The sequence below is a fragment of the Hymenobacter sp. UYCo722 genome (assembly GCF_040547115.1).
In the GTDB taxonomy this organism is placed as follows: domain Bacteria; phylum Bacteroidota; class Bacteroidia; order Cytophagales; family Hymenobacteraceae; genus Hymenobacter.
In genome coordinates this window covers 64,442-77,852 of the sequence record NZ_JBEPPC010000012.1, presented here as the reverse complement: position 1 = coordinate 77,852, position 13,411 = coordinate 64,442, and the positions used below count along the sequence as shown (strand labels likewise).

Annotated in this window: 14 protein-coding genes; 1 reads left to right on the top strand and 13 read right to left on the bottom strand. The window is 63.0% G+C overall.

Going from position 1 to position 13,411, the window contains the following annotated elements; translation table 11 throughout:
* Positions 1–60: 60 nt before the first annotated feature.
* The 9 genes from ABIB44_RS20030 to ABIB44_RS19990 form a co-directional block, all read right to left on the bottom strand.
* Positions 61–1,059: an aldo/keto reductase gene (locus ABIB44_RS20030; RefSeq protein WP_354586460.1), complete on the bottom strand. Its 999-nt coding sequence runs from the start codon at positions 1,057–1,059 to the stop codon at positions 61–63.
* 102 nt (positions 1,060–1,161) lie between these two features.
* Complete coding sequence (locus ABIB44_RS20025; RefSeq protein WP_354586459.1) at positions 1,162–2,202, bottom strand: aldo/keto reductase; 1,041 nt, start codon at positions 2,200–2,202, stop codon at positions 1,162–1,164.
* Positions 2,203–2,412: 210 nt separating this feature from the next.
* Complete coding sequence (locus ABIB44_RS20020) at positions 2,413–3,246, bottom strand: transglutaminase-like domain-containing protein (protein WP_354586458.1); 834 nt, start codon at positions 3,244–3,246, stop codon at positions 2,413–2,415.
* Positions 3,247–3,372: 126 nt separating this feature from the next.
* On the bottom strand, positions 3,373–3,999 hold the full coding sequence (locus ABIB44_RS20015; protein WP_354586457.1) for a hypothetical protein: 627 nt from the start codon (positions 3,997–3,999) through the stop codon (positions 3,373–3,375).
* Between the two features lie 10 nt (positions 4,000–4,009).
* Complete coding sequence (locus tag ABIB44_RS20010; protein ID WP_354586456.1) at positions 4,010–4,735, bottom strand: hypothetical protein; 726 nt, start codon at positions 4,733–4,735, stop codon at positions 4,010–4,012.
* Positions 4,732–5,127: a GntR family transcriptional regulator gene (locus ABIB44_RS20005; protein WP_354586455.1), complete on the bottom strand. Its 396-nt coding sequence runs from the start codon at positions 5,125–5,127 to the stop codon at positions 4,732–4,734. The genes ABIB44_RS20010 and ABIB44_RS20005 overlap by 4 nt, the downstream gene beginning before the upstream one ends.
* A 12-nt stretch (positions 5,128–5,139) precedes the next feature.
* A complete protein-coding gene (locus tag ABIB44_RS20000; RefSeq protein ID WP_354586454.1) occupies positions 5,140–5,913 on the bottom strand; it encodes a hypothetical protein in 774 nt (257 codons plus the stop codon).
* Entirely contained in the window at positions 5,897–6,754 is an 858-nt protein-coding gene (locus ABIB44_RS19995; RefSeq protein WP_354586453.1) for an ABC transporter ATP-binding protein, read from the bottom strand. The genes ABIB44_RS20000 and ABIB44_RS19995 overlap by 17 nt, the downstream gene beginning before the upstream one ends.
* A 292-nt stretch (positions 6,755–7,046) precedes the next feature.
* Positions 7,047–7,292, bottom strand: coding sequence for a hypothetical protein (locus ABIB44_RS19990; protein WP_354586452.1), 246 nt, complete (start codon positions 7,290–7,292; stop codon positions 7,047–7,049).
* Positions 7,293–7,852: 560 nt separating this feature from the next.
* Between ABIB44_RS19990 and ABIB44_RS19985 the strand changes: the two genes are divergently transcribed.
* Positions 7,853–8,866: an ABC transporter ATP-binding protein gene (locus tag ABIB44_RS19985; protein ID WP_354586451.1), complete on the top strand. Its 1,014-nt coding sequence runs from the start codon at positions 7,853–7,855 to the stop codon at positions 8,864–8,866.
* Here ABIB44_RS19985 and ABIB44_RS19980 read toward each other — a convergent pair.
* From ABIB44_RS19980 to ABIB44_RS19965, 4 genes are all read right to left on the bottom strand, one after another.
* Positions 8,856–9,887 carry a hypothetical protein gene (locus ABIB44_RS19980; RefSeq protein ID WP_354586450.1) on the bottom strand — a complete coding sequence of 344 codons (1,032 nt, stop codon included), beginning with the start codon at positions 9,885–9,887 and terminating at the stop codon, positions 8,856–8,858. The genes ABIB44_RS19985 and ABIB44_RS19980 overlap by 11 nt on opposite strands.
* Positions 9,888–10,027: 140 nt before the next feature.
* Entirely contained in the window at positions 10,028–10,777 is a 750-nt protein-coding gene (locus ABIB44_RS19975; protein ID WP_354586449.1) for an SDR family oxidoreductase, read from the bottom strand.
* 178 nt (positions 10,778–10,955) lie between these two features.
* Complete coding sequence (locus ABIB44_RS19970) at positions 10,956–12,032, bottom strand: phosphotransferase family protein (protein ID WP_354586448.1); 1,077 nt, start codon at positions 12,030–12,032, stop codon at positions 10,956–10,958.
* A 144-nt stretch (positions 12,033–12,176) separates the two neighbouring features.
* Positions 12,177–13,406: an acyl-CoA dehydrogenase family protein gene (locus ABIB44_RS19965; protein ID WP_354586447.1), complete on the bottom strand. Its 1,230-nt coding sequence runs from the start codon at positions 13,404–13,406 to the stop codon at positions 12,177–12,179.
* Positions 13,407–13,411: the final 5 nt, after the last annotated feature.

Sequence of the window (13,411 nt, the reverse complement as noted above, 5' to 3'; positions counted from 1 at the left end):
TTCGCCGCAGCAGTCAGATAAGCATGACGTTCTCATTCAATCGTTCTGCGGGCCTGCCGCCTAAAACCCCGCCGGGTACGCCGCGCCCACCGAGCTGCCCACCGGCATAATGGCTTCCAAATCGGCCAGCTCCGTCGGGCTCAGCGGAATGCTGGCGGCGGCCACGTTCTGCTCCAGATACTGGCGGCGCTTGGTGCCGGGGATGGCCACTACGCCCTGCGCCAGCACCCAGGCCAGGGCCAGCTGCGCGGCCGTTACGCCTTTGGTCTCGGCCAGGGCTTGCAGCTTCTCCACCAGGGCCAGGTTTTGATAGAAGTTTTCGCCTTGGTAGCGCGGGAAAAAGCGGCGCGAGTCGTTGGGCTCGAAGTCGTCGGGGGTTTTAATGTCGCCCGATAAAAAGCCCCGACCCAATGGCGAATAGCCCACAAAGCCAATGCCCAGCTCGCGGGCCGCTTGCAGGGCCCCGGTTTCCTCTACGCCCCTATCGAAGAGCGAATACTCGGTTTGCAGGGCCGTGATGGGGTGCACGGCGTGCGCCCGGCGCAGGATTTCGGGCGACACCTCGCTCAAACCCAGGTAGCGCACTTTGCCTTCTTCCACGAAGCGGCTCATCATGCCCACGCTGTCCTCGATGGGGGTTTCAGGGTCGAGACGGTGCAGGTAGTAGAGGTCGACGTAATCGGTGCCCAGGTTGCGCAGCGAGCGTTCGATGGACTTGCGGGCATATTCGGGCCGGCCGTTGAGCCGGCCGGTGAACTTCTCGTCGTCGTTCACCTCGAAGCCGAATTTGGTGGCCAGAATAATGTCGGCCCGGCGGCCGGGCAGCACCTTGGCCACCAGCCGCTCGTTCAGCATGGGGCCGTAGAGGTCGGCGGTGTCGAGTAGGTTGATGCCCAGCTCCAGGGCGCGGTGCAGGGTGGCCCGGCTCTCGGTTTCGTCGGCCTCCCCGTACACGCTCATGCCGTCGATGCCGGCCGTCATGCCCATGCAGCCCAGGCCCTCCACGGGAACTTCCAGGCCCTGGCTACCGAGGGCTACGCGTTTGATTTCATTCGTCATGATGCTGCTGATTTTAATGGGGTTTTGATACCTCAAAGGTCCGACGAACCCGCCCCGACGAGACTACACAAAACCCCGTTTCTACAACACAAAACGCGGCTATTACCAGCCCTGCACGCTGCCGCCGCCAAACACGGCGCGCTTCAGCATGGGCCACACCCGGTCCTGAAACGGGTCCAGGACGCTGGCATCATCCAGCGTTTGCAGCTGCGCGGGGCTGAGTCGGATTTCGAGCGCCGCTAGGCTGTCGTGCAGCTGCGCCACCTGGCTGGCCCCCACAATCAGCGAGCTGATGCCGGGCTGGGCCGCCGCCCACGCCAGGGCCACCTGCGCCAGCGGGCGTTTCAGCTCGGCCGCCACCGGCCGGAGGGCGTCGAGCACGCGCCAGTTGTGGTCGGTGAATTTCATGTTGCTGAACGGGTTCGGGCCAGTCAGGCGGCCTTCGCCACTGGCCCCGCTGCCCTCCCGCTCGTACTTGCCGGCCAGGAAACCGGCCGCCAGCGGGCTCCACGGCGTAATGCCCAGTCCCATTTCCAAGGCGGCCGGCACGTGCTCGCGCTCGATGGAGCGGGCCACCAGCGAGTATTCCATTTGCAGGGCCACGGGGCCGGGCACGCCGTGGGCGGCGGCCAGCGTGGCAGCCTTGGTGGCGTACCAGGCCGGCACGTTGCTGAAGCCGAAGTAGCGGATGCGGCCGGCCCGCACGAGGTCGCCGAGGGTTTGCAGCACTTCTTCCACGGGCGTCACGCCGTCGTAGGCATGCAGCCAGTACAGGTCGACATAGTCGGTTTGGAGGCGGCGCAGCGAGCCTTCCAGGGCGCGATGGATGTTTTTGCGGCCGTTGCCGCCCACGTTAGGGTTGCCGGCCTGCCCGCCGAAGCTGAACTTGGTGGCCAGCACCATTTGGTCGCGCAATTGGCGGCCGGCAATGTAGCCGCCCAGCATTTCCTCGCTCCGGCCGCCCGAGTACACGTCGGCAGCATCCACGAAATTGCCGCCGGCATCAACATAAGCATTAAAAACGGCCTCGGATACGTCGTCGCCCGAACCCCAGCGTGGGGTGCCAAACGTCATGGTGCCCAGCGCCAGCGGGCTAACGACCAGGCCGGAGCGGCCCAAGGTGCGGAAATCGGTGAGAGCCATCGGGAAAAGGATTGGTGCCGAAACGGAGATGCTTCGGCTACTGAACTCGCAGTATCTCACAAAGGTCTGGTTTGCCCAAGCGGCTGGCGCTACACAAACCGCTGTTTCTGCAACACAAAACGCGGCACAGGTCGTCAGTCAGCCGGAAACGTCATGCTCAGCTGGCGTCCGCGCAGCCGAGGCATGACCGTTTTAGACGCGAACCATTCCCTACTCCAAAATACTCAGCAGCAACGCTACCTCCGCCGCTTTCAACGGTTCCTGCAGGCGCTCGAAGCTCATTTGCAGGTTGCGCATGGCGCGCCGCACGATGTCGAGATGCGCGCAGGGCTCAAAAAAAATAGGGTTGGAATTGATGTTGAGTTGCGCCACGTAGTGCTCGATGTCGGTGCGCGAAAGCACCAGGCCGCGGTTGTAGCAGTTGATGTAGAACGGCTCGGCCCCCGGCAGCGCGGGCCGAAAGGTGAGCACGAATAAGTTGGGCAGGTTCACCCCAAAAACCGGCAAATCCAGCCGCTGGGCCACTAGCAGGTAAATGACGCAGAGCGTGAGCGGGTTGCCACGCTTGGTTTCAATCACGCGCTGCAGCATGGAATTGGCCGGCGAGTGAAAATGCTGGGTGTTGGCCGCAAACTTGTGCGTTTTGAACATCACGTAGTTCAGGGTCTGGACCTGGTCGGCGGGGTGCATCTCGGGGCGCAGGGCCGTCCAGGTCTCAAAGCGGAGCTGCTCGATGGCCCGGTTCAGGGCCTGGTAGTCGGCGTCGGGGTATTGGTAGGTATTCAGCAGCCACATGCCTTCGAGCAGGTCGGTGGCTCCGGCTTCGCGCCATACTTTAAGCCGCTGCTGCAGGCCCTCAAACTGCAGGTGGTGAATCAAATCCTCCAGCCGGTGCTGCTGCTGGCCGTCGAGGGTTTCCTCCCACGACTCCTCCAGAAAGGGAATGATGCTCTCGCCCAGGTTCTGGATTTTATCCTGGATTTGCGGCGCGATTTCCGGGTCGTCGAGCAGCGAGATAAGGGCTTTGATTTCTTTGTTGGTCATGGATGCGAAACGGCCGCCGCTAGGGTTGCGGGTCCGAATTTAACACGCAGAAGGGCCGCTTGGGTTTCGTTGGGGCACAATTATCCGTCAGGCTGCGCGCCGCGCCGCTTCTGGCCGAGCAAATCCCTATCGCGAAACGAACCCCGCTTTCCGGTACCGCCGCCACGCCACCAGCAGCCCCACCGCGCCCACCAGCACGCAAATCCCCAGCCACAGCAGCAGGTTGTACCTGTCCGTGAGCGCCCGGTATGTGGCCGTGAAGGCGAATAGCACCGCCCCCACCAGCTCCCACAGCCGGCTCTCGAATAGCGGCGACGTGGTTTCGGCCACGGCCGGCAGGTTCATCACCACGCGCAGGCGGTTCCAGTCCCAGGCCAGCAGCAGGCCCGCCAGCAGCATGAGCCCGGTGATGACGGGCGTGCCCGCGAAGTCGTAGGAAATGGTGATAACGAAGATGTTGGCCATGATGCTCACGTAGGCCAGCGCCCCCAGCAAGGCGTAGCGCTGCGTGAGCAGCAGCAGGCCCGCCCCGCACTGCGCCACCCCAATAAACTGCCAGTACAGCCCCGACTGGTACATCATCTCGAAGAAATACCCGGGGTTGTGGCCGGCCACCGTGCCTTCCATCTGCGTGAAGCGGTGCCCTTTGATTTTAATCAAACTGGCAAACACGAACGCGCCCCCCACCAGGTACCGGGTGTAGATAACGGCCAGTTGCACCAGCAGCGAGTGTTTCAGCGTCTGGCGGGTCATGGCAGCGGCGCTATTTCGGGAGCACCAGGCTGCGGGCGGCTGCCCCGGTCAGGGCAACGGTAGCGCTGTCCGAAAACTGGTAACGCAGGCGCGGAATGGCCGCCGCCAGGTCGAGGTGGCCCCGGTGACCAATGGTCAAATCGGCCGCCTGAATGCGGTTATCGGCCCCGATTTCCAGGTTCGGCTCGCTGCCGGAGCCCGTTCCGGCCGTGGCCCGGAGCCAGCCCAGCGTGTTGCCCACCAGCCGGATTTTGCTGCTCTGGTCCTGCCGCAGCGTCAGGCTATCCTGCCGGAAACCCTGAATTGCCACCTCCCCGCCGGCTTGCCGCTGGCCGGGCGGCACCTTGCCGGCCACGGTGTAGCTGCCCTCGGTGGTGAGCGCCGCGAGGCGCGGGCAGGTAATAACGACAGCCTCCCGACGGCCCAGCGGCTCCGGCTTGTCGGGGTAGGCCAGCGTCACAAGCAGCTGCTGGCCGCGCTGCGTCACGCGCACATAGTCGGCCGCGTCCTTGCTCACGTGCACGGCAAACGGCCCGGCCACCACCTTCACCTGCAGGCCGCTGGCCGAGGGCACGCGCACGGCGTCGAAGTTGCGCAGGCCCAGCGCCTGGTAGTCGTGCAGCGGCTCTTTGTAGTGGCCGGTGCGGTATTCGGCGCGTAGGGCGGCATCGTAGGTGGCCAGCGAGCCGAGCACCAGGGCCACGGCAGCTACGAAAAGGGTATTACTGGTTTTCATAAGGAAGTGGTAGCGGAAAGGGGTTGGGATTGGGCGTTTTTGAACTCTTCGTAGCGGCGCTGCACCTCGGGCAGCCCGATGCCGAGCAGCAGCATGGTGCCGAACACCTCCGGCAGCTCCTGGCTCAGAAACCGTTCGCGGCGGGCGGCCTGCACCTGCGCCTCGGCGGCCGGGGCCACGAAAAAGCCGATGCCGCGCTTGTTGTACAGCACCTCCTGGCTTTGCAGCAGCTCGTAGGTGCGCATCACCGTGTTGGGGTTCACCTGCAAGGTGCCAGCCAGCTCGCGCACCGACGGAATCTTGCTATCCGGCGGCCACTTGCCGCGCAGAATCAGCTCGCTCACGTACCCGGCAATCTGCAGGTAAATGGCCTCGTTGTCTTTGAATTCCATGGTTATCTCGCCTTAAATCTGCTTCTCCGTCACGCGCCGGTAGGCCGCCGCCCAGGCCAGCAGCATGATGCCCAGCGGCACCAGCCCAAACCAGGCACTTTGGGCCTCCGGCAGTTTGATGCTGTACCACACCTTGCCCTCCTGCAACGCCATGCCCGAATACGGCATCACCGTGCCCAGCTTGCGCCCCACCAGCGCCTGCATCACCTGGAAATTGAGGGCCACCAGCACCACCAGCGCCAGCAGCACGCCAAAGGCCGTACGCACAAAATGCTGCCTGGTGAAGAAGATGCTGCCCCACAAAAACACGGCATTCACCACCGCGTACGCCAGCAGCGAGTAATACAGCTTGCCCTCGCCCGAAAACAGCCGCACCATTTCGGTCGGCTTGCCGCCACTGCCGAGCTGTAAAACCAGGCTGTCAATCAGGAAAAAACAGCCCACGTACACCGCCAGAAAAATCGGCAGCGCGTACAGCCAGCCCACCAGGTATTTCTCCCAGTGCGAGGCCGGCAGCATCAGCGCCGCCGTGGCCTGCTTTTTGTCGCCGAAAAAGGCCAGAACGGTGCTGGTAAAAAACGCGCCCGCGGCCAGCAGCCCCATCACGAATATAACGGCCTGCATATCCGGCGTCACCGGTTCCGACGACATGTAGGCCGCAAACCCCAGCACCAGCCCGAGGCCGCCCAGCAGCACGCCCGTGGCCAGCAGGTAGCCGCCCCCCTGCTCAGTAGTGTGCTTGCTGAACAAGCGGCCAAAACGCGCGAAATTAAAGAACTGGCTCATGAACAGGTTGGTTTTGAGATAAGTAGTTGGCCAACGTGGGCGCTTCCCCCACCAAGGCGTTGAACAGCATTTCCAAGTCGATGCGGCCCGGCAGGCCACGGCGATTAGGCCGAATCACCTGCGCGCCCCGGACTGATTCCTCAGCGTAGAGGTCGGTGCCATCCGCCTCGGGCACGGTGGCAAACGTCAGCCGCTCGGCCAGCTCGCCCAGGTCGGCATTCAACACAATGCGCTGGCCGTGCAGCACGACCACCGTGTCAATCAGGCTCTCCAAATCGCGCACCTGGTGGGTCGAAATTATCAGGCAGCGCTCCTCCGTGAGGGCCGTGGCGACAAGCTTGCGGAACTGCGCCTTGCTCGGAATGTCGAGGCCGTTGGTGGGCTCGTCCAGCACCAGCAGGCTGGTGTTGGCGGCCAGCGCGAAGGCAATCATAAACTTCTTCTGCTGCCCAAAACTCAGGGTCGTGAGCACGGCGTGGGCCGGCACCTCAAACTCGCCGAGGTAGTGCGCCAGCGCGGCGTGGTCGAATTTCGGATAGAAGCCGGCCGTATTTGCCACGAATTTTGCGGCCGTCACGGCCGGCACGTAAATTTCTTCGGGCAGAAAAAACAGGTCGGCCAGCACGGCTGGTAGCCGCCGCGCCGCCGGCTGCCCCAGCACCTCGCAGGTGCCCCTATCAGGAAAAGCCAGCCCCACAATATTCTTGAGCAGCGTGGACTTACCCGCCCCGTTCTTGCCCAGCAGGCCGTAGATGTGGCCGCGCTCCAGCGTCAGGTCGAGGGCTTGGAAGAGCGGGCGCTTGCGGGAGTACCCAAAATGCAGATTGCGGATGCGGACCATGTGGAGAGGCTGAGTGTATTACCGTTCTAGTACACCACAAACGTAAGCAGATATTTTGGTTTCGCAACTCTGCGCCGAAAAAAAATTTTTTCGGACATAAAAAAAGCCGCTTGGTGAGCGGCTTTTTCTGTTGAAGTCAATTGAGCGGCATGCTGTACGCAGCGAAGCATCACTGCCATAGAAGCACATTACCCGCAAGCACAAGCGGCTGCCCCCTGGGTAGGAGGCAGCCGCTTGGCGCACTGGCCCGCACGAAACCGGGCCGGTTCAGATGGTCCGGGTTAAGCGACCTCTACAGCGTGCCGCGCCGCTTGTGGCCCCGGCCCGAGAAGAACCCGCTTTTGTTCGAGCGCCGCTTCGAGAACTTGCGGAACCGGTCTTTGTGGCGGCCCGGGCCGCGGTAGTACCGGTACACGGGCCGGAAATCGCCGGCGATGGGCCGGTGGCGATGAATGGGACGGCGAGCCGCTGGTGCGGCCTGAATATCGGCCGCGCAAGCGCCCAACAGCATGAAAAACAACAGCACGATACGCAGCATACACAGGGGGTTAGGAAGTGAGTAATTCAGCCCGAAACAGCCCGCCGGAGCGGGCCGCAATTATTGTTTCAACTCCCAAACTACCCGAATTATTGCTGCCGCCACGCTAGTTATTGCCCCGGCGCACCCGCCAAGTTGCATCATTCGAAAGCTTATTAGCTGAAAACAAGCTAATAAGCTTTTGTAAATTATTTTTCCGGTTTATTACGATTAACAGCTATAGTTCAATCATTTGCCCAATAAATCTATTTTGAAATGCAGTAATAAGGCAGTAATTATTTGCACCTTAACTAGTTTTGCTTTCATCTTTCTGAAATAAAAAGGGCGGCCCGACCCATCCGGCATATGACCTAAGCTGCGCGCCGCATAACGGCCCATTTGCCCGGCCCAGCTGGTGCTGCAACAGCCGCGCCAACAGCCCGAATAAGCCGTTGCGCTGCCAGCTGTGCCCTCAGTGGCATTGGCACACGGGTACTTGGTTGCCCGCCGGGGCACAAGTGGTGAACAGGACGCGTCGCAGACATGCGCCAGCGGCACCCAAGCCCGTTCTTTGCCTGAGCATGGACATTCTCACCGTCACCGACCTCAGCCTTACGGAAAATGGCGTTTCCGTACTTCAGCCCATCAGCTTCAGCCAGAAGCAAGGGCAAAAGCTGGCGCTGGCCGGCGAAAGCGGGGCCGGTAAAAGCACGCTGCTGCAACTCGTAGCCGGCCTTATCCAGCCCAGTACCGGCATGGTGTACGCCAACGGCAGCCGCGTGCACGGCCCGCAGGAAGTGCTGGTGCCCGGCCATCCCGGCGTAGCTTACCTCTCCCAAAAGTCCGATTTACCGCAGTTCCTGCGCGTCGAGCAGGTGCTGCGCTACGCCAACAAGCGCCCCGACGCGGAGGCCCGGGCCGTGTATGAGCTGTGCCGCATCGCCCACCTGATGCCACGCCGCACCGACCAGCTTTCGGGCGGCGAGCAGCAGCGAGTGGCACTGGCCCGGCTGCTGCTGGGAGCGCCGCGCCTGTTGCTGCTCGATGAGCCCTTCTCCAATCTCGACCGCACCCACAAGCGCCTTTTGCAGGGCATTATCGAGGAATTGGGCGCGCAGCTGGCTATTACCTGCCTGCTGGTATCGCACGACGCGGCCGACGTACTGGGCTGGGCCGATGAAATTCTGGTGCTGCACCGGGGCCGGCTGGTGCAGCAGGGCTCCCCCGAGCACCTCTACCACCAGCCGGTCGATGAGGCCACAGCTGCCCTCTTCGGCGATTATAACCTGGTGAGCGGGGCGGATAGACGGGCGCTGCTGCCGGGCCGGCGCTTCCGCAAAAACACCGTGCTGCTGGTGCGGCCTGAGCAGCTGCAGCTACAACCCGTAGATGGCAATGGCGTGGCGGGCACGGTGCGGGCCGTCCGGTTTTTGGGCAGCTATTCGGAAGTAGAAGTAGCCTTAGCGGCGCAGCGCGTGCGCGTACGGGTTGGCACGACCGACTTGCGGGCCGGCGATAAGGCAGCTGTTTCGATAGCGGCGGGAGCAGGATGGAGCATTCCACTGCTGCCCCCCACCACGCACGTCACGATTTAAGCTTTCCTCTGCGGGTCGCGGGTTTCTCCGAACCCACTGGCTGGTCGGCAAACGCGTTGGGGCGGGCGGCACGAATCTGCTCGGCCGCCACCCGCTGCAAGCTCACGGCCTCCTCCGAACTAATGCCCAGCGCGGCGGCGGCCTGCTCGGTGCCGCCGAGGATACGAGGGTCGTAGCCAGTGATTTCGCCAAACAGCACGCACGCCGTGAGGTAGGCCCCCCAGTTGCTGGGGTGGTAGTGGTCTTCGGCCCAGAGGTCGATTTTGCCGGGCTCGGGGGCGTAGGGGTTGCGCTGAACCAGGCCGCTTTGCACGGCGCGCAGCCAGGCATCGCCGGCCGGCGCAATGCTTTTAAAACCCGGGTTTTGCGCCAGCAGATTGTAATAGGACGCGTGCAGCTCGTGGGCCATCGAGTCGATGGGCAGGCCGGTAAAGGGCGTATTGGGCGGGTAGCAGAGGTCGGCGCGGGGCCAGGTCTGGAACAGGAATACCCCAGCGCCGGGGCTGGCCGCGTGCACGGCCCGCTCGAGGCGGGTGGCGTAGTCGCGGAACAGCTCGGGGTGGCCGCCCCGGCGCGGCGGCAATGCCCACACGCTGTGCTCCTGCAGCACTACGGTATGCCAACGCGGCTGCTGAATGATACTTAGGGCGTGCTCGTAGTGGTATTGCAGCGGCCGGGCGTTGATTTCCTCGAAGTGGACTTCGTAGTTCAGGCCGGCTTCTTCGGTGAATTGCTGGAAGATGCCGGGAATACCGCCCCACACCACGGGCTCGCCGGTGGTGGTTTCGCAGCGCGGGTCGGTAGCGGGCAGGCCGTAGTTTTCGTCGATGACGTGGGCGGCATTATAGGCCAGCACGGGCTGGTATTTGCCGTGAAAGAAGCTATTGCCCACGAACAGAATAGCCTTGACGGGCAAAGCCGCCGGGCGACGGGCGGCCGGCTGGGCCACGGCAGGAGTAAAATAGCCGGCCAGCCAGCCCGTCACGGCCAGCACCAACAGCTTGCGTAAAAATTGAATCACAGCGCACAAAAACAAAAAATCCATCCGGCGGCCCGCTCCGAAAAGCCAACCACCGCCTTTCCCGTAACGAACAGGAATTTGGGCATGCAAGAAACGGCTGTTTGAACAAAATACCGCAATTTCTCTATAATCCTATTGATTTACAGCAGCTTCTGTACCCAGCGCAGGGGCAGCCACTTCATGGCGCGGGCCACTAGGCCCCAGGGCCAGCCCGGTACGAAGGCCCGCATCGGCTCGCGCTCAATGGCTTTGACCAGGGCCCGGCAGCCGGTTTCGGTGTCCACCATGTAGGGCGTATTTTTCACCTTGGCATTGATTTCGGAGCGGATGTAGCCCGGATACATGATGCTGACTTTGATGGGCGAGTCCAGTAAATCGGCCTGAATACCTTCGGTAAGGGCCGAAAGGCCGGCTTTGGTAGCCGCGTAGGTCGTTTGGGCGCGCGGCATCCCGCGCATGGCCGCCACCGACGAAATCGTGACCAGATGCCCCGCATTCTGCGCCCGAAACACCTCCAGCGCCGCCTCGCACTGCGCCAGCGCGGCCACGAAATTGGTCTGGGCCGTTTGCAGGTTGGCGCTGAAGTAGCCCGTGCCCAGGGAAGCCCCTTTGCCCATGCCCGCGTTCACAATAATGCGGTCGAGGTTGCCGAGGTCTTTTTGGAAAGCCCGAAACACCTCAAACACTTGGTCGTGGTTGTTCACGTCGAGGGCGCGAATGAAGATTTTGATGCTGGGGTACGCGGCCTCCAGCTCGGCTTTGAGGGCGTCGAGGCGGTCGGTGCGGCGGGCGCACAGGGCGAGGTTGCGGCCCATGCGGGCGTATTCGCGGGCCATGCCTTCGCCCAGTCCCGAGCTAGCTCCGGTGATGAGGATATTTTGGCGGGTCATGTTTTAGGGGATGAGGGTAGGAGGGGTTGGAGGTAGGAGGATGTAGAGAATATAATAGCACGTCATGCTTATCTGGCGTCCGCGCAGCCGAAGCATCTCTACCGCACAAGTAATCCAGTCGATTCAACGAAGCGGTAGAGATGCTTCGACAAGCTCAGCATGACGTTTTTTACCGGCTTCAGCGGCTCTTGCGTATCGCCCGGCGGCAGCGCCAGTGCAGGTAGTGCACGAAAATCCAGAAGTTCTTGAACGCCGGGTTACGGGTCTGCTTGTGGTGGTAGCGGTAGTAAATCTGTTGGGCAATGGCCGAGAGGCGGAACAGGCCATATACTTCGTAAAAAGCCCAGTTATCGGGTCGGAAGCCGGTTTTCTCGCAGTAGTAGGCCACCACCTCCTGGCGGGTGAGCATGCCGGGCAGGTGGGTGGGCTGGCGGCGGGTGGCCTGGGCCAGAAAGTCGTCATCGGCCTGCACCCAGTAGGCCAGCAGGTTGCCCAGGTCCATGAGCGGGTCGCCGAGGGTGGCCAGTTCCCAGTCCAGAATGCCGATAATGCGCGTGGGGTCGTCGGCATCGAGCACCACGTTGTCGAAGCGAAAATCGTTGTGCGTGATGCAGATACGTTCCTGCGCCGGTTGGTGGGCTTCGAGCCAGGCCATGATGCGCCGGCCGCTGGGCACGTTCCAGGTGCGGGCCTGGGTGTAGCGTTTGCTCCAGCCGGAAATCTGGCGCTGGGTGTAGCCCACGCCGCTGCTCAGGCCCGCCAGCCCCGCCGCCTGGTAGTCCACCTGGTGCAGCTCAATCAGCGCATCAAGCACGTTCAGGCACAATTGGCGCACCTTGGCGGGCGGCAAATCGAGCCCGCGCGGCAAGTTTTTGCGCGGGATGATGCCGGCCACGCGCTCCATCACGTAAAAATCGACGCCGATGATACTGGTATCCTCGCAGTAGGCCACCATTTCGGGCACGTAGGCGAAAACGGGTTTCAGGGCCTTCTGCACGCGGTACTCGCGGCCCATATCGTGCGCCGATTTGGCCTTGGTGCCGGCCGGCGGGCGGCGCAGAATGAGGTCAGCATTATCGTACTCGAGGCGATAAGTCCAGTTGGAAGCTCCGCCGGCGTACTGCGTAATGCGCGGCTGCCCGCGCAGCTCCGGCCGCTGCCGCTTCAGCCAGGCATCGATGGCGGCGGCATCCAGCTCTTCGCCGGGGCGTAGCGGGCCGGCGGTGTCGAGAAGGCGGGGAGCGGATGGGGTCATGGCTTTGTTGAGGATAAGAGAACGGTCATGCTGAGCGCAGTCGAAGCATCTCGCGTGTGGTAGTAATTCAATCGACTGGATTAGTGGCGGCACGCGAGATGCTTCGGCTGCGCTCAGCATGACCGTACTTCTTTTTTCCTCTCATCACCCCTTCTCCTTATACTTGGCCAGCTCCACCCGGGCTACCATGGCGCGGTGCACCTCATCGGGCCCGTCGGCCAGGCGCAGGGCGCGGGCCACGGTGAAGAGCGCCGTGAGCGGCACGTCGTGCGACACGCCCGCGCCGCCGTGCATTTGGATGGCCTCGTCCACCACGCGCTGGAGCACGTTGGGCGCGACGACCTTGATGGCCGAAATCTCACTCATGGCCGCTTTCACGCCCTGATTGTCGATTTTCCAGGCGGCAAAAAGGGTGAGCAGCCGGGCCTGGTCGATGGCCATGCGCAGGTCGGCCACGCGCTCGAGGTTGCCGCCCAGGTGCAGCAACGGCTTGCCGAAAGCGGTGCGCGACAAGCCCCGTTTTATCAGTAGCTCCAGGGCCCGCTCGGCCGCGCCGATGCAGCGCATGCAATGGTGGATGCGGCCCGGCCCGAGGCGACCCTGCGCGATGGCAAAGCCGTCGCCCAGGCCGCGCAGCAGGTTGGCGCGGGGCACGCGCACATTCTCAAACCATACCTCGCCGTGGCCGTAGGGCGGGTCGTAGTCGCTGAACGCGGGCAGCATCCGCTGGATGTTCACGCCGGGCGTACCGAGCGGCACCAGCACCATGCTGTGGCGGGCGTGGGGCGCGGCCTCGGGGTTCGAAAGCCCCATGAAAATGGCCAGCTTGGCATCGGGATGGCCCAGGCCGGTGGCCCACCACTTGCGGCCATTGAGCACCAGCTCGTCGCCGTCCTCCGCGATGGTGGCCTGCATGTTGGTGGCATCCGACGAGGCTACGTCGGGCTCGGTCATGCAGAACACGGAGCGTATTTCGCCGGCCAGCAGCGGCGCGAGCCACTCGGCTTTCTGCGCTTCGGTGCCGAAGTAGTGCAGCACTTCCATGTTGCCGGTATCGGGCGCGTTGCAGTTGAAGACCGTGGGCGCGAGGAAGCTGCGGCCGGTTTCCTCGGCAATGGACGCGTATTCAAGGGTGCTGAGGCCCGCGCCGTGGATGACATCGGGCAGGAACAGATTCCAGAGGCCGGCGGCCCGGGCCTGGGCTTTCAGCTCGTCGATGACGGGCAGCACGCGCCAGCTTTGCCAGTCGGGGCCGGGGTTGGCAGCGAGGTTGGCCCGGTGGTAATCGTCTTCGATGGGCGCGATATGCTCGGCCATAAAAGCCTGCACGCGGGCGAGGTAGTCTTGGGTTTTGGGGCTGGGGGTGAAATCCATGTGGT

What these genes read in the sequence shown, in the direction of transcription:
- ABIB44_RS20030 (WP_354586460.1), bottom strand. Translation starts at nt 1,059, where the DNA reads ATGACGAATGAAATCAAACGCGTAGCCCTCGGTAGCCAGGGCCTGGAA.
- ABIB44_RS20025 (WP_354586459.1), bottom strand. Translation starts at nt 2,202, where the DNA reads ATGGCTCTCACCGATTTCCGCACCTTGGGCCGCTCCGGCCTGGTCGTT.
- ABIB44_RS20020 (WP_354586458.1), bottom strand. Translation starts at nt 3,246, where the DNA reads ATGACCAACAAAGAAATCAAAGCCCTTATCTCGCTGCTCGACGACCCG.
- ABIB44_RS20015 (WP_354586457.1), bottom strand. Translation starts at nt 3,999, where the DNA reads ATGACCCGCCAGACGCTGAAACACTCGCTGCTGGTGCAACTGGCCGTT.
- ABIB44_RS20010 (WP_354586456.1), bottom strand. Translation starts at nt 4,735, where the DNA reads ATGAAAACCAGTAATACCCTTTTCGTAGCTGCCGTGGCCCTGGTGCTC.
- ABIB44_RS20005 (WP_354586455.1), bottom strand. Translation starts at nt 5,127, where the DNA reads ATGGAATTCAAAGACAACGAGGCCATTTACCTGCAGATTGCCGGGTAC.
- ABIB44_RS20000 (WP_354586454.1), bottom strand. Translation starts at nt 5,913, where the DNA reads ATGAGCCAGTTCTTTAATTTCGCGCGTTTTGGCCGCTTGTTCAGCAAG.
- ABIB44_RS19995 (WP_354586453.1), bottom strand. Translation starts at nt 6,754, where the DNA reads ATGGTCCGCATCCGCAATCTGCATTTTGGGTACTCCCGCAAGCGCCCG.
- ABIB44_RS19990 (WP_354586452.1), bottom strand. Translation starts at nt 7,292, where the DNA reads ATGCTGCGTATCGTGCTGTTGTTTTTCATGCTGTTGGGCGCTTGCGCG.
- ABIB44_RS19985 (WP_354586451.1), top strand. Translation starts at nt 7,853, where the DNA reads ATGGACATTCTCACCGTCACCGACCTCAGCCTTACGGAAAATGGCGTT.
- ABIB44_RS19975 (WP_354586449.1), bottom strand. Translation starts at nt 10,777, where the DNA reads ATGACCCGCCAAAATATCCTCATCACCGGAGCTAGCTCGGGACTGGGC.
- ABIB44_RS19970 (WP_354586448.1), bottom strand. Translation starts at nt 12,032, where the DNA reads ATGACCCCATCCGCTCCCCGCCTTCTCGACACCGCCGGCCCGCTACGC.
- ABIB44_RS19965 (WP_354586447.1), bottom strand. Translation starts at nt 13,406, where the DNA reads ATGGATTTCACCCCCAGCCCCAAAACCCAAGACTACCTCGCCCGCGTG.